This is a genomic window from Bacillus sp. 1780r2a1 (genome assembly GCA_024134725.1).
Lineage (GTDB): Bacteria > Bacillota > Bacilli > Bacillales > Bacillaceae_H > Priestia > Priestia aryabhattai_A.
The window spans coordinates 4,049,215-4,067,567 of record CP099863.1 but is presented as its reverse complement, the minus strand read 5'-3'; the positions used below and the strand labels follow the sequence as shown (position 1 = coordinate 4,067,567).

The window sequence follows — 18,353 nt, the reverse complement described above, 5'->3', positions numbered from 1 at the left end:
TAAGTGATTAATGATGAGATGGTGCAAAGCCGCCTTGCTCAATAGTTGTAAGGCGGCTTTGTTTTAATTATAATTTTCATATAATTAAGAAAAAAGGGGATGGGGACAGGTGAAATTTTTTATTGATACAGCTAACTTATCAGAAATAAAGGAAGCGTATTCATTAGGTGTAGTTGCTGGTGTTACAACGAATCCAAGTTTGGTAGCAAAAGAGAATATTACATTTGAAGACCGCCTTCGAGAGATTACGGAGCTGGTTGAAGGGTCAGTAAGTGCCGAGGTCATTTCTTTAGATGCAGAAGGAATGATACGAGAAGGTAAAGAGTTGGCAGCCATTGCGCCAAATATTACGATTAAAGTGCCAATGACTCCAGACGGCCTAAAAGCAGTAAACGAATTCACTAGTCTTGGAATTAAAACCAACGTAACGCTTATTTTTTCTGCTAACCAAGCATTGTTAGCTGCAAGAGCTGGAGCTACATATGTTTCGCCATTTTTAGGACGCCTTGATGATATCGGATTTAATGGTATGAACTTAATTTCAGATATTGCAGAGATTTTTGCTATTCACGATATTCCAACTGAAATCATTGCTGCTTCCATTCGTCACCCAATGCATGTAACGGAAGCTGCTAAGCAAGGAGCTCATATTGCAACAATTCCTTACAAGGTTATTATGCAACTTTTTAAGCACCCTTTAACAGAAGCAGGAATAGAACAGTTTCTATCAGATTGGGAAACACGACAAAAATAATGTAGATAAGATGATATGGCATTTACGAATAAACTGAGTAAATGCCATATTTTCTTTAAAATTGTCGAAATTATACATGATTTTTGGATTTTCGTGTACACTAGTAGATAAGAGGAAAAATACAAGTAGTCTACATAGTGGTAGTTCCAATTTTTTCCTTAACTACAGAGTGGAAAACTTTCTTTCGCTGGAAGGGAGCTATAAATGGAAAAGCTGAAAATACAAGGTGGCTTTACTCTAAGTGGAACAGTTCGTGTAAGCGGTGCTAAAAATAGCGCTGTGGCACTGATTCCAGCTACAATTTTAGCGGAGTCACCTGTTACAATAGAGGGGTTACCTCGTATATCAGATGTTGAATTGCTGAGTGATTTAATTGAAGAAATTGGTGGCAGTGTCACAAGTGATAATGAAGAATTAACGGTAAACCCGACTCATATGACGGCAATGCCTTTACCGAGTGGAAAGGTAAAAAAACTGCGCGCTTCTTATTATTTAATGGGAGCAATGTTAGGACGCTTTAAAAAAGCGGTTGTTGGTCTTCCTGGCGGTTGTTATTTAGGACCTCGCCCAATCGACCAGCATATCAAAGGTTTTGAGGCGCTAGGTGCGACTGTTACAAATGAACAAGGAGCTATTTATTTACGTGCTGAAGAACTAAAAGGAGCTCGAATTTATTTAGACGTAGTAAGTGTCGGTGCAACTATAAATATCATGCTAGCTGCTGTCAGAGCAAAGGGACGTACTGTTATTGAAAATGCAGCTAAAGAGCCTGAGATTATTGATGTTGCAACACTATTAACAAGTATGGGAGCAAAAATTAAAGGTGCGGGAACAGACGTTATTAGGATTGATGGTGTAGATACTTTACACGGCTGCCGTCATTCAATTATTCCAGATCGTATTGAGGCCGGTACTTATATGGTAATGGGTGCTAGCATGGGAAAAGAAGTGATTGTGGATAATGTAATTCCGCAGCACTTGGAATCCTTGACTGCTAAAATGAGAGAAATGGGCATTCATATTGAAACAAGTTCGGACCAAATTTTGGTGGCTACAAGAGAATTATTAAAGCCTGTAGACATTAAAACATTAGTGTATCCAGGATTCCCAACAGATTTGCAACAACCGTTTACTACTTTATTGACAAAAGCATCTGGTACAAGCGTAGTAACAGATACAATTTATGGTGCTCGTTTTAAACACATTGATGAACTAAGACGAATGAATGCTTCCGTAAAAGTAGAAGGTCGCTCTGCAATTATTAATGGCCCTGTACAGTTGCAAGGTGCACGTGTTAAAGCTTCAGACTTACGCGCAGGAGCCGCTTTAGTGACAGCTGGTTTAATGGCTAAAGGAATTACTGAAGTTACTGGATTAGAGCATATTGATCGTGGATATAGTCACTTAGTGGACAAGTTATCAACTCTAGGTGCAATGATTTGGCGAGAAGAAATGACTGAGGAAGAAATTGAGCAATTTCAAAATTCTTAATCATAGTTTTTCTCATCAGGTCAGCTACTAGACATTATGCAAATTTGGTCTATAATAGAGTAAGTTGAAAATCAGTGAGGGAAATCCCTCACTGATTATTCGTTATAAATAATAAATTGGTGTGTGCAATGCATTTGTACCTATCATTTCTTATTTAATATGAATTGAAAAGGTTTTCAGTCGAAGCTATTAAACTATAACGTGTTTTTTGGATTTGACCGTTATGCGTCAAAAAAAGATTGATTAAAAAGATAGAAAAAGGTTAGAATATAAGTTGCTACATCAAACAATTCGTGGTTTTGGCCACTTCGTTATGAAAGTAACCTGTTTTTTCTTCTAATAAGTGTATAATTATAATTGATTCTACTTATGTATACTTCTAGATTACCTTCTCCATCTTTAACACACTGTTCCGACCGTATCATTTTCTGCTAGATAGTAACTTAATATGGAAGGAAACTCAAAAATTATTCATTAAAAGCGTGGTGTCCTAATGAACTTAACATTATCCAGTTTAGAAAATATGAAATTAAAAGAGCTATATGAACATGCGAAAGCATATAAAGTTTCTTATTATAGCAAGCTAACGAAAAAAGAGCTTGTTTTTGCAATTTTAAAAGCACAGGCAGAACAAGACGGTCTGCTTTTCATGGAAGGTGTCCTTGAAATTATTCAATCGGAAGGGTTTGGTTTTTTAAGACCAATCAACTATTCTCCAAGTTCTGAGGATATCTATATTTCTGCCTCTCAGATTCGACGTTTTGATTTAAGAAACGGAGATAAAGTATCTGGTAAGGTTCGTCCCCCTAAAGAAAACGAGCGTTACTATGGCTTGTTACACGTAGAAGCAGTTAATGGCGAAGATCCAGAGACATCAAAAGAGCGCGTGCATTTCCCGGCCCTAACACCTATTTATCCAAATGAGCAAATGCGTCTAGAAACACAACCTAGAAGTTTCTCAACCCGAATTATTGATCTCATTTCACCAATTGGTTTTGGCCAAAGGGGATTAATTGTTGCGCCACCTAAGGCTGGTAAAACAATGCTTTTAAAAGAAATTGCCAACAGCATTACAACAAATCACCCAGAAGCAGAGCTTATTGTTCTCTTAATTGACGAGCGCCCTGAAGAAGTAACAGATATTGAACGATCTGTTGATGGAGATGTCGTCAGCTCAACGTTTGATGAGGTGCCAGAAAATCATATTAAAGTCGCAGAGCTTGTACTGGAACGTGCAATGAGACTAGTAGAGCATAAAAAAGACGTTGTCATCTTAATGGATAGTATTACTCGTCTAGCTCGTGCTTATAACCTCGTTATTCCGCCAAGTGGACGAACGTTGTCAGGTGGTATTGACCCAGCAGCTTTCCATCGTCCAAAACGATTCTTTGGTGCGGCTAGAAACATTGAAGATGGTGGAAGCTTGACCATTCTTGCAACAGCTTTAATTGATACAGGCTCTCGTATGGACGACGTAATTTACGAAGAGTTTAAAGGAACTGGAAATATGGAGCTTCACCTTGATCGCTCACTTGCTGAAAAACGTATTTTCCCAGCAATTGATATTCGTCGTTCAGGTACACGTAAAGAAGAGCTTCTTATTCCAAAAGAGCAGCTTGATCATCTATGGGCTATTCGTAAGTCGATGGCTGATGCACCTGATTTTGCTGAAAAGTTCTTAAAGCGTCTTCGTCAAACCAAGTCAAATGAAGAATTTTTTGCTTTATTGACTGAAGAGAAGAAAGCTTTATTAGCTAATAAAAGATAAAAGAAAACAGACCAAATTAATTTTATATAAGTTTTAAATGAAGTGTTAGTTGATGGAAAAAAGATGTTTTGAATAGGTGGTTGCAAAACGAAACAACCCTTGTTATAATTTCATCATGTGTGTTGATAAGATACACGATGTTGCAATTATGCTCATCATTTTTCTTATCAATAAACTCTGTTTCAGAATGATTCAGGGCGGAAGGAGATGAAAAGAATGAAAACAGGAATTCATCCAAAGTACAACAAAATCATGGTGAAATGCAGCTGTGGTAATGAGTTTGAAACTGGTTCTGTAAAAGAAGAGATGCGCGTTGAGACTTGTTCACAATGTCACCCATTCTATACGGGCCGTCAAAAATTCGCTGAAGCTGGTGGCCGTGTTGATCGTTTCAACAAAAAATACGGTCTTAAATAATCAAGATTGTCGAAGCAAACAGGCAAGTGGCTTATCTCTTGCCTGTTTTTTTACTTCTTAAAATAGGAAAAAAGTTAAAGATTTCCATTGTAGGTGAAGAAATCTTTTCTATATACATGTTCTACATAATTAAAGGTAGACTAGATAAAGTTAGTAGCGGTTCGCTCATAATGGAGTGATAGGAAGGGAGAGTCCCGCATGGTGTACGTAATGAAACAAAGCGGTTGGATTGAAGTAATTTGTGGAAGTATGTTCTCAGGGAAATCAGAAGAGTTAATTCGTCGTGTTCGTCGCACGCAGTTTGCTAAACAAAATGTGCAGGTATTTAAACCTGCAATTGATGATCGATACAGTGAAGAAGCAGTTGTGTCACATAATGGAACATCAGTTATTGCGCATCCAATATCCATCTCTACCGATATTTTAGATAAGGTTAGCGCTGAAACAGACGTAGTGGCAATCGATGAGATTCAATTCTTTGATAATCAAATTGTTGAAGTTGTACAAGCTCTTGCAGATAAAGGGTTTCGTGTCATTGTAGCAGGACTTGATCAAGACTTTCGTGGTGAGCCTTTTGGACATGTACCTCAGCTGATGGCAATAGCTGAATCAGTTACAAAATTGCAAGCTGTTTGTGCATCATGTGGATCTCCAGCAAGTCGTACTCAACGCTTAATTAATGGAGAGCCAGCTTCTTATGATGATCCCATTATATTAGTGGGTGCATCAGAATCTTACGAACCTCGCTGCCGTCATTGTCATGTGGTGAAAAGTTCAAAAACAGCAAGTAACTTTCAAGAGTTAACAAAGTAAAAAAGCAAGGCCAAACGGCCTTGCTTTTTTTTATGGAATTGGATGAAAAGAGAGGAATGCGGAAAGCTAACAAGATAGGAGGGTGATAGTATGAAACACTTAATCATAATACTGTTTACAGCTTTTCTTGTAACCGCATGTAATCAAGGAAACAATTCTCAAGAAGCTCAATCAAAAAAAGAGCGGGCTGAGCTTGAAAATTATGAAGAATTTACGGATCAAAACCCTAATTTTTTAAATACAACGAATAAACAAACTGCAGTAAAAGATGATGCAGCTAAGATTGAGGAAATTATTAACGTTAAAACTCCCTATAAGCCTGGAAATATTGTTATCAGTGGAAAAGATGCTTGGGTGACGGTCTATGTTGGAAAAGAATATAACGTTCACGAGAAGAAAAAGATTATAAAAAATCTCAATGAGGCTTTCTATGAGGGTTTGCCTAGACTTCAATTTCATGTAAACGTCAAGCCATAATCCATGTTAAGACTCACTTTGTTTTGACTGAATCCATGAGCTATACTATAATTAGAACGTTATGGATAAAAAATGAGGTGAATGACGTGTTTGATCGTTTAGAAGCCGTGGAGGCACGCTATGAGAAGTTGAATGAGCTTCTTAGCGACCCTGAAATCGTAAATGACCCATCTAAATTAAGAGAGTATTCAAAAGAACAATCAGATATACAAGAGACTGTTACGTGTTACCGAGAGTATAAAGAAGTAAAAGAGCAGCTACAAGATGCAAAAGCGATGCTTGAAGAAAAACTTGATGCGGATATGCGTGAAATGGTTAAAGAAGAAATTCAAGAGCTAGAGCCACAGGCAGAAGAATTAGAAGATAAACTTCGCATTCTGTTAATCCCGAAAGATCCAAATGATGACAAAAACGTTATTATGGAGATTCGTGGTGCTGCAGGAGGCGATGAAGCAGCTTTATTTGCTGGTAACCTGTACCGCATGTACTCCCGTTTTGCCGAGACTCAAGGCTGGAAAATTGACGTAATGGAAGCTAACACAACAGGTGTTGGTGGATATAAAGAAATTATTTTCATGATTAACGGTAAAGGTGCATATTCAAAAATGAAGTTTGAAAACGGCGCACATCGCGTTCAACGTGTACCTGAAACGGAATCTGGTGGACGTATTCATACTTCAACAGCAACCGTTGCATGTTTACCGGAAGCAGAAGAGGTAGAAGTAGAGATTCACGAAAAAGATATTCGTGTTGATACGTTCGCATCTAGTGGACCAGGTGGACAAAGTGTAAATACAACTATGTCCGCTGTTCGTTTAACTCATTTACCAACAGGAACAGTTGTGTCGTGTCAAGATGAAAAGTCCCAAATTAAGAATAAAGAAAAAGCAATGAAAGTATTACGTGCGCGTGTTTATGATAAATTTCAGCAGGAAGCCCAAGCTGAATACGATGCAAATCGTAAGCAAGCAGTAGGTTCTGGGGATCGTTCAGAGCGTATTCGTACGTATAACTTCCCTCAAAACCGTGTAACGGATCACCGAATTGGTTTAACAATTCAAAAGCTTGATCAAATTCTAGAAGGTAAGCTAGATGAAGTCATTGATGCATTAATCATGGAAGATCAAGCGAGAAGAATGGAAGATTCGAACTAACAATGAAAGTTTTTGAAGCCCTAAAATGGGCTTCTTCTTGTTTAAAAGAAGCGAAACGAGATGAAAATGCGGGGGAAATGCTGTTGCGTCATCACCTTGGCATGACTCGAACTTACCTACTTGCTTCATTACAAGAAGAAGTTCCAGCAGTAACAATAAAAAAATTCCAATATGATGTTAACAAACATGTAGATGGTATCCCGGTACAATATCTCATTGGTTCGGAAGAGTTCTATGGAAGGACGTTTCAAGTAAATGAGGAAGTGCTAATACCGCGTCCCGAAACGGAAGAGCTTGTATTAGGTTTAATTGAACGTATGAAACAAAAGTTTGGGCATAATCCAATTCAAGCTGTTGATATTGGAACAGGTAGTGGTGCAATTGGTGTTACACTTGCTTTAGAAGTTCCAGCAATAGAAATGACGTGCACTGATATTGCAGAAGAATCTTTAGCGGTAGCAAAAAAAAATGCTAAATGCTTGGGTGCGAAGGTTCAATTTGTACATGGTGATTTATTAAAGCCTTTTATTGAGACAGCTCAACGGTTTGATGTTGTGGTATCTAATCCTCCTTATATTCCTGATAGTGATGAGTTATCAACCGTTGTAAAGGACTATGAGCCTAATCGAGCTCTTTTTGGTGGTCAAGATGGTTTGAATTTCTATCGACGCTTTATGGAAGAGCTCCCGCTTGTTATTAACAAACAAGGAATTATTGCATTTGAAGTAGGGGCTGGACAAGCTAATGTCGTAGCAGATATGTTAAAAAAGCAGTTTCACAGTGCGAAAGTTGAAGTTGTTTTTGATATCAACGGAAAAGATCGAATGGTATTTGCTTCTTTATAAAAATAATAGATTTTAATAAGTTGCTAGTTTAGGATAGAAAATGATTGTCCATACTGTCTTGTGAAGGGATGGTGGACATAATGAAAAAACAAGCAATCATTTATTTTCTTTTACTTATTATTGGAGCAAATATCCAAATTCTATATACAAACCAAAAGGTCGAAGCTAATGAGCCCATGGTAATTCCAGATGAAGCGATTCGTTTGCGTATTCTAGCAAACAGCGATAGTGAGAAAGATCAGCATGTAAAGCGATTGATTAGAGATGAAGTAAATGCACAAATCACTACGTGGGTACAAGAGCTTACGTCAGTGGATGATGCCAGAGATGTTATTAAAAGCAACTTGCCAGCATTAGAAGCAATTGCTAAGGAAGTTATGAAAGAACAAGGTATGAATGAGTCTATACACGTTGATTTTGGAAAGGTGAGCTTTCCAACAAAGTTATATGGCCAGTTTCTTTATCCTGCTGGTGAATATGAGGCAGTACTAATCACTTTAGGTGAAGGTGAAGGAGCAAACTGGTGGTGCGTACTATTTCCACCCATGTGCTTTTTGGATTTCTCAAATGGTGAAGCTATTCAATCACCAATGCCAGAGGAAGAGCAACCTGTAGAAAAGAAAGAAGTGATTGAATCGGTCGCTGAAGAAGTAGCGAAAGTAGATGCTAATCATATTGATCATTCAAACCTTGTTGCATCGACTTCAAATTTAGCACAAGAAGTAGCTGTAAAAGAAGCGAAAAAAGAAAAGCAGCAGAAGAAGTCTAGTAAAAAAGTACAGAAAAAAGAAGAAGAAGTAGAAGTGAAATTCTTTATTGTAGAACTAGCTTCATCTTTATTCAAATGATAGAAAGTAAAAGTATATAGTTCTATTTGTTTCTCATATTTCATAGTTTTGTTACTAGAAACTAAAATGAGGTGATGAGAAATGAAGGAACAATTAAAGTTAGCAGAAGTGAAAGATTGTGGGCGAATTCAATCTTTCTTAACAAAAGCAGGTATTAGTTCAGAAGGTGTAGCAGAAAGTATTCATCATTTTGTTATTATGGAAGATGAGAATGACGAGCTGTTAGCAACTGTTGGATTTGAAAAAGATGGAGAGCATGGGTTATTACGTTCTCTTGTTGTTTCGCCTTCCCTCATGAGATCGGACATTTTATTATTATTTAAAAGTATTGTACAACTAGCAAAAAAAAATGATGTGCATCAATTATATTTAGTGACCAATAAGGCTTCATCTGTACAGTTTTTTTCTATGATGAATTTTCAGCAAATCCACTACGAAGAATTGCCAGGTGGCTTGAAACATCACTCTTATCTACGAAACCTTCCAAGCTTAGAGCAAGTATATGTGATGGCTTATCAAGATTAACTTTTACACATGTGAATAAATGTCATCCACAAAGTTATTAACAAACAAACAAGCTTTATCCACATTTTGTGGATAAAGCTTGTTTGTTGCAATCGTCTATTGATAAAATAAGTTAAAATCTTGTATAAATAGTAGGTAATATAGATGGTTTTGCCTATATATAGTTGTGCTAATAGGAGTGAATGAAATGAATACAAAAATCTGGTCTGTGGATAAAGAAATGAAAGAACATGATAGTTATCCACAGATAGAAAAAGCAGCTTCTTTATTAAGAAATCAAGAAGTGGTTGCGTTTCCTACAGAAACAGTCTATGGATTAGGAGCGGATGCAACCTCTGAAGAGGCTGTGGATAAAATTTTTAAGGCAAAAGGGCGTCCAAGTGATAACCCACTTATTGTACACATTGGCGACATGAAACAGTTAGATAGGATTGTAACCGAGGTTTCAGAAACGGCTCGAAAAATAATGAACGCTTTTTGGCCAGGACCAATTACGCTTATCTTTCCTAAAAAAGGATTTGTAGCGGAAAACGTAACCGCTGGATTAGATAGTGTTGCTGTTCGAATGCCTTCGCATCCCGTAGCTCTAGCTTTATTAAAAAAGGCAAATGTACCAGTAGCTGCACCAAGCGCAAATCTATCGGGAAAGCCCAGTCCAACAAGCGCTCAGCATGTTGTGAGCGATTTAGAAGGTAGAATTAGTGGAATTGTCGATGGGGGAGTGACAGGAGTGGGTCTAGAATCTACTGTTTTAGACTGTACAGAAGATATTCCAGTGATTTTACGACCTGGTGGCGTTACAAAAGAACAATTAGAAGCTTTAATTGGAGAAGTAAGGGTAGACCAAGCTCTTAAAGATGAGAAGGAAGCGCCGAAATCCCCTGGGATGAAGTATACCCACTATGCTCCTAACGCGCCGCTCATCATTGTAAAGGGTTCAAAGGAATTTTTGCAGAAGCAAGTTGAATATTTTCAAAAACAAGGAAAGAAAGTTGGAGTTTTAACAACGCATGAACATCAAGACTTTTATCATGCAAATCAGATTTTAACTTGCGGCTATCGAAGTAAGTTAGAGACGGTCGCAAGTGAACTCTATCATGTTTTACGTTCCTTTAATGACTATGACGTAGATATTATTTTAAGTGAGAGCTTCCCTGAACATGGAGTAGGTCAAGCTTTAATGAATCGGTTAGTAAAAGCGGCTGGTCATCAGTTTATTGTTCAATAATTTTAGATTCATCTTCTAAACCATTTCGTGCGTGCATAAGGTGAAATAGGCACGTCCGAGGAGGTTGAAGATGGATATTTCAGGATTGATTAGTGAACTGATTACATTAGTTATTATGGCATTTGCGTTAGGAATGGACGCCTTTTCGGTCGGACTCGGTATGGGTCTAGTCCGTTTACGCTTTCGCCAAATTTTCTACATTGGAGTAATAATAGGTCTTTTCCATATATGGATGCCGCTTTTGGGTATGTTTATTGGAAAGTTGTTGTCTGATAAGCTGGGAATGTTGGCTACATATGGTGGAGGCGTGTTATTACTCATATTAGGAATCCAAATGATTTACTCATCCTTCAAGCGTGACGAGGAACCGTTTATTAAACCAGTAGGATGGGGATTAATTATCTTTGCATTAAGTGTTAGCTTAGATAGCTTTTCCGTGGGCTTAAGCCTTGGAATCTTTGGAGCACGAACATTTTTAACAATTATGATTTTTGGCGTAGTAAGTATGCTTTTAACATGGTTAGGCCTTTTGCTTGGAAGGCGTGTTCAAGGCTGGCTAGGTTCATACAGTGAAGCGTTAGGTGGAAGCATCCTCCTTGCATTTGGAATCAAGCTTCTTTTTCAATTATAAATAGTTTACTAATTCAGTATCCTATAGAAGCAAGCTCAATTCACATAGAGCTTGCTTTTTTGTGCTTACATTTAATGAAAAGTATCATAGGTCATGGGTGTTGAACTCTTCTATATATTAAGGATAAAATAAAGGCAATGTAGAAAGGGTTTATTAGTAGTAAAATAAGGAGAGATTTTAGATTGAAAAAAGTCTTATTTGTTTGTACAGGAAATACATGTCGAAGCCCTATGGCAGCAGCTTGGTTAAGGAACCAAAAAAAGCATGAGATGGAAGTGAAATCAGCGGGTTTATTTGCAATGGACGGCCAACCGATTTCCACGCACGCAGCAGCTGTTTTAGCACAGCAAGGTATTGATGCATCACATACATCATCTAGTATAACAAGAGAGATGTTAGATTGGGCAACTCATATCTTTACCATGACGAGTAGTCATAAGCAGATGCTAGCAAGTCAAGCTCCTGATACGCTAGATAAACTGTTTACGCTAAAAGAATTTGTAGGTGAAAATGGAGACGTTGCCGATCCTTACGGAGGCAATTTATCTGTTTATCAAATGACATTTGAGGAAATACAGCAGCTTATTAATCGAGCAGTTAAAAAATTAGAAAATTAAAAATGGTAGTTTTAAAAAATACCTTTAACAGTCTATAGGGAGGATTCATTATGAAAGTAGCAATTGCATCAGATCATGGCGGTATAAATATTAGGAAAGAAATTATGCAATTAATGGAGGAACTAAACATTGAGTATATTGATTTCGGTTGTGAATGCAGCGATTCAGTAGACTATCCAGACTATGCAATTCCAGTTGCTGAAAAAGTAGCAGGTGGAGAAGTTGACAAAGGAATTCTAATTTGTGGAACAGGAATTGGAATGAGCATTGCTGCTAATAAAGTAAAAGGTGTTCGTTGTGCACTTGTCCACGATACGTTTAGTGCTAAAGCGACTAGAGAACATAATGATACAAATGTACTAGCTATGGGTGAACGGGTGATTGGCCCAGGTTTAGCTAGAGATATTGCTAAAATATGGTTGACGACGAGTTTTGAAGGTGGACGTCACGAAAATCGTGTAAACAAAATTAAAGCATATGAAGAGTAAATGATGTAAAGGAGGCGCTTTAGAATGTCTAATGCTCAAGATTGGGGCCAAGAACTAGAAGTGGTGCTAGCAGACTTTTCAAATCAGGTAAAACTTCCGCAACATAGTTTATTTGTAGTTGGTTGCAGTACAAGTGAAGTAGTTGGAGAGCGAATCGGAACATCGGGAACCGAAGAAGCAGCAGAGGTAATCTATGGTAAGCTTGAAGAATTTGCAGAGAACAAAGGCATCTATTTAGCGTTTCAATGCTGTGAACATTTAAATCGAGCGCTAGTGGTAGAAAGAGAAGTAGCGTTGAAGCAAAGTTTAGACCTGGTAACCGTTGTACCTGTTCGAAAAGCAGGTGGAGCGATGGCCACTTATGCATATCATCATTTCAAGGATCCTGTTATTGTTGAATTCATTAAAGCTGATGCAGGCATTGATATTGGAGATACATTCATTGGTATGCACTTAAAGCATGTGGCTGTTCCTGTTAGGTGTTCTTTGAAGCAAATTGGTCAAGCGCACATGACTATTGCTTATACTCGACCAAAATTAATTGGTGGACCAAGAGCCATTTACGAACGATTGTAAATAAATATATTAATATAATGCACATTTTTTGTTTTTTATTCTAAATAAACCATGTTACAATGTAGATGAATTAATAAAAAACGAACATTGTTCATACGAAACGAAACGAGGAGAGGATTTCGATGGAGAAAAAGTTAGTGCAGCAAGATCCAGCAGTCTATAATGCAATTCAAGATGAATTAGGTCGTCAACGTACAAAAATTGAGTTAATTGCATCAGAGAACTTCGTAACAACGGCAGTAATGGAAGCTCAAGGTTCTGTACTTACAAATAAATATGCAGAAGGTTATCCAGCTAAGCGTTATTATGGTGGCTGTGAACACGTAGACGTAGTAGAAGATTTAGCTCGTGACCGTGCAAAAGAAATCTTTGGTGCAGAACATGTGAATGTTCAACCTCACTCAGGTGCTCAAGCAAACATGGCTGTGTACTTTACAATTTTAGAGACAGGAGATACAGTTCTTGGTATGAACTTATCTCACGGTGGACATTTAACGCATGGTAGTCCAGTAAACTTTAGCGGCGTGCAGTACAATTTCATTGAATATGGTGTAGACGCAGAAACACATCGTATTAACTATGAAGATGTATTGGAAAAAGCACGTACTCATAAGCCGAAGTTGATTGTTGCTGGTGCTAGTGCGTATCCTCGTGAAATTGACTTTAAAAAATTCCGTGAAATTGCAGATGAAGTGGGAGCATATTTAATGGTAGATATGGCTCATATCGCTGGACTTGTAGCAGCAGGCCTTCATCCGAATCCAGTTCCACATGCTCATTTCGTTACAACAACTACGCATAAAACATTACGCGGACCGCGTGGTGGAATGATTTTATGTAAAGAAGAATTTGCAAAAGCAATTGATAAATCAATCTTCCCTGGAATTCAAGGTGGGCCATTAATGCACGTTATTGCTGCTAAAGCAGTAGCATTTGGTGAAGCGTTACAAGAAGAATTTAAGCAATATGCACAAAACATCATTGATAATGCAAATCGCTTAGCTGAAGGCCTAACAAAAGAAGGTTTTACATTAGTTTCTGGTGGTACAGATAATCATCTTGTTTTAATCGATGTAAGCTCAATGGGACTAACAGGTAAAGTGGCTGAAAAAGCGTTAGATGAAGTTGGAATTACAACGAATAAAAACACAATTCCTTACGACCAACAAAGTCCATTTGTAACAAGTGGAATTCGTATTGGAACAGCTGCTGTGACGACTCGCGGATTTGGTGCTGAAGAAATGGATGAAATCGCTGCTATCATTGGCTTAACATTAAAAAACATTGATAATGAAGAAAAGTTAGCAGAAGCAACAGCTCGTGTAGAAGCATTAACAAGTAAATTTGAAATGTATGCATCTCTATAATCTATATAAGATAAATAGTAAAATACAAAAAGAAAAGTTGGGAAGTTACCCAACTTTTCTTTTTGTATCAACGTTTAAAGGTGAATAATATGGTTACAAAATTGTTATAGAAAAATATCTATTTTTGGATTAAGCTTGAACTCAAAAATAATTTTCTGTAAAATAGATGCAATGCTTAAGTTATGTTAACGTTATCGTTTTTTTTAAAGTAGGTACCATTCAAGGGCTTGAATGGTATTTCAATGTGGACATTTTTAAATTCAAAGGAGAGATTTTAATGGGCAAAGTATACGTATTCGATCATCCTCTTATTCAACACAAATTAACATACATACGTGATGTAAAGACGGGAACAAAAGAATTTCGTGAGCTAGTAGATGAAGTAGCGAGCTTAATGGCGTTCGAAGCAACTCGTGATCTACCTTTACAAGATGTAGAAATTGATACACCAGTATGTAGAACAACTTCTAAAGTAATTGCTGGTAAAAAGTTAGGAATTGTACCGATTTTACGTGCAGGTATCGGAATGGTTGACGGTTTCTTAAAACTAATGCCTGCAGCAAAAGTAGGGCATGTTGGCCTATACCGTGATCCAGAAACACTGCAACCAGTTGAATACTATGTAAAATTACCAAATGATGTAGAAGAGCGTGATTTTATTGTTGTAGACCCAATGCTTGCAACAGGTGGTTCAGCAGTTGAAGCAATCAATTCGTTGAAAAAGCGCGGTGCAAAAAACATTAAATTTATGTGCTTAATTGCTGCTCCAGAGGGAGTAGAAATTGTAAAAGAAGCGCACCCAGATGTTGATATTTATATCGCAGCTTTAGACGAAAAATTAAATGACCATGGTTACATTGTTCCAGGTTTAGGAGATGCGGGAGACCGTTTATTCGGCACAAAATAATTTCTCAGATACGGGTGATAAATAATGAAGCAACCAATTAAAGTAATGACGATATTTGGTACTAGACCGGAAGCTATTAAAATGGCACCACTTGTTCTTGAGCTAAAGAAACGTCCCGAGGAATTTGAAGCAATTGTGACTGTTACTGCTCAGCATCGTCAAATGCTTGATCAAGTGCTATCCATCTTTAATATTGAACCAGATTATGACTTAAACATTATGAAAGACCGTCAAACATTAATGGATGTAACAACTAGGGGATTAGAAGGTTTAAACGATGTAATGCAAAAAGTAAAGCCAGATATTGTGTTGGTTCATGGAGATACAACAACAACATTTATTGCGGGACTAGCAGCGTTTTATAACCAAATTCCTGTAGGGCATGTAGAAGCAGGTCTTCGTACATGGAATAAATATTCACCTTATCCTGAAGAGATGAATCGACAGTTGACGGGTGTACTAGCAGATTTACACTTTGCTCCAACAACGAAGTCTTCTGTTAATTTGAGAACAGAAAACAAGAATGAAGAAAATATTTTTGTGACAGGAAACACAGCTATTGATGCGCTGAAAACAACTGTAAAAGATTCGTATGAGCATGAAGTCTTACGTAACCTTGGTACTGATCGTCTTATCTTATTAACCGCTCATCGTCGTGAAAATTTAGGTGAGCCAATGAAAAATATGTTTAGAGCCGTAAAGCGCATTGTAACTGAACATGATGACGTACAAGTTGTTTATCCTGTGCACTTAAATCCTGTTGTACGTGAAACAGCCAATGAAATATTAGGCGATGATGATCGTATTCATCTTATTGAGCCATTGGATGTAATTGACTTCCATAACTTTGCGAATCGAGCACATCTTATTCTAACGGATTCCGGTGGCGTTCAGGAAGAAGCACCTTCTCTTGGTGTACCTGTGTTAGTATTACGTGATACAACGGAGCGTCCAGAGGGTATTGAAGCAGGAACGTTAAAGTTAGCTGGTACAGAAGAAGAAACGATTTACACCTTAGCGAAAGAGTTATTAATCGACACATCCGTTTATGAAACAATGTCGAAAGCATCTAATCCTTATGGAGATGGTCATGCTTCTGAACGTATTTGCGATGCAATTAGCTACTATTTTAAACATCGTGAAGAAAGACCTGAAGAATTTAAGCCGTTATAAAAATAAACCTAACACCTCTCACATGAATGCAGTCTATTTGTGACACGCTATGTTGAGAGGTGTTTTTATGTGGAAAATAACCATTTTATTATTATTAATATTTGGAGTAAACAGTACAATCACGTACAGTGAAGGCGTAGAGTTTCCAGATATTCAATCATTTGAAAAACAGGTGCAAAAAACATACATTCTCATACTGAACGAGCAGAATGTGGCAGTTGCAAAACAAGAAATAAAGAAAAAATATCCCAACGTAAGCATTAACCACGAATTTCGAGAAGTATTTACAGGTCTATCCGTATCGGGGACTTTATACGACTTACAAAGACTGCGAGAAGAATCTTATATTGATAGTTCACATGCTTCTGTTTCGTATCATGCAAAAAATGAAGGAAGCGCATCTTATATTGGCAGTGAAAAGGTAAGGGGCATGTTTGATAAAAAAAACCAACGTTTAACAGGTAGAGGGATAAAAGTTGGAGTGATTGATACAGGAATTGACTTTAATCACCCTGATTTAAAGTCAAATTATCGAGGTGGATATGACGTTGTCGACCAAGATTACTCTCCAATGGAAACAGTAAGTAAGCAAGGAGAGCCTACGCTTCATGGTACGCATGTGGCTGGTATTATCGGAGCAAACGGGAAGATGCGTGGAGTGGCACCTGAAGCTGAAATTTATGCTTATCGAGCATTAGGTCCAGGCGGTTCTGGTTCTTCTGAAAACGTTATTCTAGCTGTTGAAAAAGCCATTCAAGATGGAGTCGATGTTATCAACTTATCCCTAGGAAACGATATTAATGGGCCAGATTTACCGACTAGTTTAGCTCTGAATAAGGCCGTTGAAAAAGGAATCGTAACGGTAACGTCCAGCGGTAATTCAGGGCCAGGATTGTGGACTGTCGGATCTCCTGGAACAGCTCGAGAAGCAATTTCAGTTGGTGCATCCGTTTCTCCAACAAGCATTCCATTTATAAAAATGGAAAGTTTCCCACATGATATTTCTCTATCTCCATTACCCAATGCTGAGAAATGGGATATGGATCAGAAAATTGTATTAAAGGACGCGGGAAGCGGAAGGGAAATGATTGATGTTGGAAATAAGGTCGTCCTTATGCATACCGGGGAAATTCCTCTATCGAATAAAATAAACAAAGCTAAAAAAGCTGGAGCTAAAGCGGTAATTGTATACCATGCTATCAACGGAGTGGTAGATGAGACTGTAAGCGAATTGTTTTCAATTCCAGTAGTTATCGTTTCGAGTGATGTGGGGGAAGTCATAAAGAAAGAAATTCAAAAAGGAAACGTGTATGCATCTACTTTCTCCAAGACTATAGAAGATATTATTACCCCTTTTAGTTCAAGGGGCCCGGTTACAAGCACATGGGACATTAAGCCTGATGTAGTAGCGCCAGGCTATCAAATCATGAGTACGGTACCGAACGGGTATGAGCCTTTAAATGGAACGAGCATGGCAGCACCTCACGTAGCGGGAGCCTGTGCTTTACTTTTACAGGCTCACCCTGATTGGTCTCCTGAACAAGTAAAAGCTGCACTGATGAGTACGGCAAAGCCAATTAGGAATTTGAAGGGTGAATTATATCACGTATATGAACAAGGCGCAGGAAGGATTCAAGTGGAACGTGCAGTAAAAGCAACAACGCTGTTATCACCTAGCACGTTACCTTTTGGAATTTTTGAAGGACAAAGTAGTAAAAGAATTAAAATGAGCATCTTTAATGAATCAAATTATAAAAACGTTTATCATGTTACGCCTCCAACAAAAAAGTCTGGTGAAACTTGGAGAGTACCGCTTTCTTTCACATTAAAGCCTAAAGAAGCGAAGACTATTTCATTTGATCTTCAGGTAAACAGCCATCAAAAGAAAAAAGGCATATATGATGGACGGTTGGAAATTCGTGATTCACGTGAAACAATATCAATACCGTATTTGTATATGGTCGAAAAGCCAAATTACCCTCGAGTTATGGGACTGCAGGCTATGCAAGGAAGTGATGCTAATACTTATATATATGAAGCATTTTTACCTGAAGGAGCGGATGAATTTGGAATTGCTGTTTATGACACGGATACCCTTCGATTCGTCTCTTATTTAGATGTAGATAAGAAATTAGAAAGAGGAATGTTAAAGCGGAAAATTCAACTGCAGGAAGAGCTACCTAAAGGTGATTATAAAGTATTCGCATATGCTAAAAAAGATGGTAAAACAGAGGTAGTAAATGCGAGGCTGATGATTGAGTAAAAGGGCATCAA

Annotated in this window: 19 protein-coding genes; all 19 read left to right on the top strand. The window is 37.8% G+C overall.

What is annotated here, in order from left to right; genetic code table 11:
- Window positions 1-109: 109 nt before the first annotated feature.
- On the top strand, window positions 110-754 hold the full coding sequence (fsa, locus tag NIZ91_20580; GenBank protein ID USY55064.1) for a fructose-6-phosphate aldolase: 645 nt from the start codon (window positions 110-112) through the stop codon (window positions 752-754).
- A gap of 204 nt (window positions 755-958) precedes the next feature.
- Window positions 959-2,245 (top strand): UDP-N-acetylglucosamine 1-carboxyvinyltransferase, encoded by a 1,287-nt coding sequence (locus tag NIZ91_20575; GenBank protein ID USY55063.1) that lies wholly within the window; start codon window positions 959-961, stop codon window positions 2,243-2,245.
- A gap of 493 nt (window positions 2,246-2,738) precedes the next feature.
- On the top strand, window positions 2,739-4,013 hold the full coding sequence (rho, locus tag NIZ91_20570) for a transcription termination factor Rho (GenBank protein USY55062.1): 1,275 nt from the start codon (window positions 2,739-2,741) through the stop codon (window positions 4,011-4,013).
- 216 nt (window positions 4,014-4,229) lie between these two features.
- Window positions 4,230-4,430: a 50S ribosomal protein L31 gene (rpmE, locus tag NIZ91_20565; GenBank protein ID USY55061.1), complete on the top strand. Its 201-nt coding sequence runs from the start codon at window positions 4,230-4,232 to the stop codon at window positions 4,428-4,430.
- Window positions 4,431-4,631: 201 nt separating this feature from the next.
- Window positions 4,632-5,243 carry a thymidine kinase gene (locus NIZ91_20560; GenBank protein ID USY57250.1) on the top strand — a complete coding sequence of 204 codons (612 nt, stop codon included), beginning with the start codon at window positions 4,632-4,634 and terminating at the stop codon, window positions 5,241-5,243.
- A 90-nt stretch (window positions 5,244-5,333) separates the two neighbouring features.
- Entirely contained in the window at window positions 5,334-5,720 is a 387-nt protein-coding gene (locus NIZ91_20555) for a hypothetical protein (protein USY55060.1), read from the top strand.
- An 86-nt stretch (window positions 5,721-5,806) separates the two neighbouring features.
- Window positions 5,807-6,874, top strand: a complete 1,068-nt coding sequence (gene prfA / locus NIZ91_20550) for a peptide chain release factor 1 (GenBank protein USY55059.1) — start codon at window positions 5,807-5,809, stop codon at window positions 6,872-6,874.
- A gap of 2 nt (window positions 6,875-6,876) precedes the next feature.
- Entirely contained in the window at window positions 6,877-7,719 is an 843-nt protein-coding gene (gene prmC, locus NIZ91_20545) for a peptide chain release factor N(5)-glutamine methyltransferase (GenBank protein USY55058.1), read from the top strand.
- An 80-nt stretch (window positions 7,720-7,799) separates the two neighbouring features.
- Window positions 7,800-8,567, top strand: coding sequence for a stage II sporulation protein R (gene spoIIR / locus NIZ91_20540; GenBank protein USY55057.1), 768 nt, complete (start codon window positions 7,800-7,802; stop codon window positions 8,565-8,567).
- Window positions 8,568-8,648: 81 nt separating this feature from the next.
- Complete coding sequence (locus NIZ91_20535) at window positions 8,649-9,092, top strand: acetyltransferase (GenBank protein ID USY55056.1); 444 nt, start codon at window positions 8,649-8,651, stop codon at window positions 9,090-9,092.
- Window positions 9,093-9,279: 187 nt separating this feature from the next.
- Complete coding sequence (locus NIZ91_20530) at window positions 9,280-10,320, top strand: L-threonylcarbamoyladenylate synthase (GenBank protein USY55055.1); 1,041 nt, start codon at window positions 9,280-9,282, stop codon at window positions 10,318-10,320.
- A gap of 70 nt (window positions 10,321-10,390) precedes the next feature.
- Window positions 10,391-10,951 (top strand): manganese efflux pump MntP family protein, encoded by a 561-nt coding sequence (locus NIZ91_20525; protein ID USY55054.1) that lies wholly within the window; start codon window positions 10,391-10,393, stop codon window positions 10,949-10,951.
- A gap of 182 nt (window positions 10,952-11,133) precedes the next feature.
- Window positions 11,134-11,568: a low molecular weight protein arginine phosphatase gene (locus NIZ91_20520; GenBank protein ID USY55053.1), complete on the top strand. Its 435-nt coding sequence runs from the start codon at window positions 11,134-11,136 to the stop codon at window positions 11,566-11,568.
- Between the two features lie 50 nt (window positions 11,569-11,618).
- Window positions 11,619-12,056: a ribose 5-phosphate isomerase B gene (gene rpiB, locus NIZ91_20515; GenBank protein ID USY55052.1), complete on the top strand. Its 438-nt coding sequence runs from the start codon at window positions 11,619-11,621 to the stop codon at window positions 12,054-12,056.
- A 24-nt stretch (window positions 12,057-12,080) separates the two neighbouring features.
- Window positions 12,081-12,632, top strand: coding sequence for a TIGR01440 family protein (locus NIZ91_20510; protein ID USY55051.1), 552 nt, complete (start codon window positions 12,081-12,083; stop codon window positions 12,630-12,632).
- A gap of 122 nt (window positions 12,633-12,754) precedes the next feature.
- Window positions 12,755-13,999 carry a serine hydroxymethyltransferase gene (locus NIZ91_20505; GenBank protein USY55050.1) on the top strand — a complete coding sequence of 415 codons (1,245 nt, stop codon included), beginning with the start codon at window positions 12,755-12,757 and terminating at the stop codon, window positions 13,997-13,999.
- 277 nt (window positions 14,000-14,276) lie between these two features.
- Window positions 14,277-14,906 carry a uracil phosphoribosyltransferase gene (upp, locus tag NIZ91_20500; protein USY55049.1) on the top strand — a complete coding sequence of 210 codons (630 nt, stop codon included), beginning with the start codon at window positions 14,277-14,279 and terminating at the stop codon, window positions 14,904-14,906.
- A 24-nt stretch (window positions 14,907-14,930) separates the two neighbouring features.
- Complete coding sequence (wecB, locus tag NIZ91_20495) at window positions 14,931-16,079, top strand: UDP-N-acetylglucosamine 2-epimerase (non-hydrolyzing) (GenBank protein USY55048.1); 1,149 nt, start codon at window positions 14,931-14,933, stop codon at window positions 16,077-16,079.
- 430 nt (window positions 16,080-16,509) lie between these two features.
- Window positions 16,510-18,342, top strand: a complete 1,833-nt coding sequence (locus NIZ91_20490; GenBank protein USY57249.1) for a S8 family serine peptidase — start codon at window positions 16,510-16,512, stop codon at window positions 18,340-18,342.
- Window positions 18,343-18,353 lie beyond the last annotated feature (11 nt).

Coding starts and splice junctions, on each gene's coding strand:
- NIZ91_20575 (USY55063.1), top strand. CDS start 959: ATGGAAAAGCTGAAAATACAAGGTGGCTTTACTCTAAGTGGAACAGTT.
- rho (USY55062.1), top strand. CDS start 2,739: ATGAACTTAACATTATCCAGTTTAGAAAATATGAAATTAAAAGAGCTA.
- rpmE (USY55061.1), top strand. CDS start 4,230: ATGAAAACAGGAATTCATCCAAAGTACAACAAAATCATGGTGAAATGC.
- NIZ91_20555 (USY55060.1), top strand. CDS start 5,334: ATGAAACACTTAATCATAATACTGTTTACAGCTTTTCTTGTAACCGCA.
- prmC (USY55058.1), top strand. CDS start 6,877: ATGAAAGTTTTTGAAGCCCTAAAATGGGCTTCTTCTTGTTTAAAAGAA.
- spoIIR (USY55057.1), top strand. CDS start 7,800: ATGAAAAAACAAGCAATCATTTATTTTCTTTTACTTATTATTGGAGCA.
- NIZ91_20535 (USY55056.1), top strand. CDS start 8,649: ATGAAGGAACAATTAAAGTTAGCAGAAGTGAAAGATTGTGGGCGAATT.
- NIZ91_20530 (USY55055.1), top strand. CDS start 9,280: ATGAATACAAAAATCTGGTCTGTGGATAAAGAAATGAAAGAACATGAT.
- NIZ91_20525 (USY55054.1), top strand. CDS start 10,391: ATGGATATTTCAGGATTGATTAGTGAACTGATTACATTAGTTATTATG.
- rpiB (USY55052.1), top strand. CDS start 11,619: ATGAAAGTAGCAATTGCATCAGATCATGGCGGTATAAATATTAGGAAA.
- NIZ91_20510 (USY55051.1), top strand. CDS start 12,081: ATGTCTAATGCTCAAGATTGGGGCCAAGAACTAGAAGTGGTGCTAGCA.
- NIZ91_20505 (USY55050.1), top strand. CDS start 12,755: ATGGAGAAAAAGTTAGTGCAGCAAGATCCAGCAGTCTATAATGCAATT.
- upp (USY55049.1), top strand. CDS start 14,277: ATGGGCAAAGTATACGTATTCGATCATCCTCTTATTCAACACAAATTA.
- wecB (USY55048.1), top strand. CDS start 14,931: ATGAAGCAACCAATTAAAGTAATGACGATATTTGGTACTAGACCGGAA.
- NIZ91_20490 (USY57249.1), top strand. CDS start 16,510: ATGTTTGATAAAAAAAACCAACGTTTAACAGGTAGAGGGATAAAAGTT.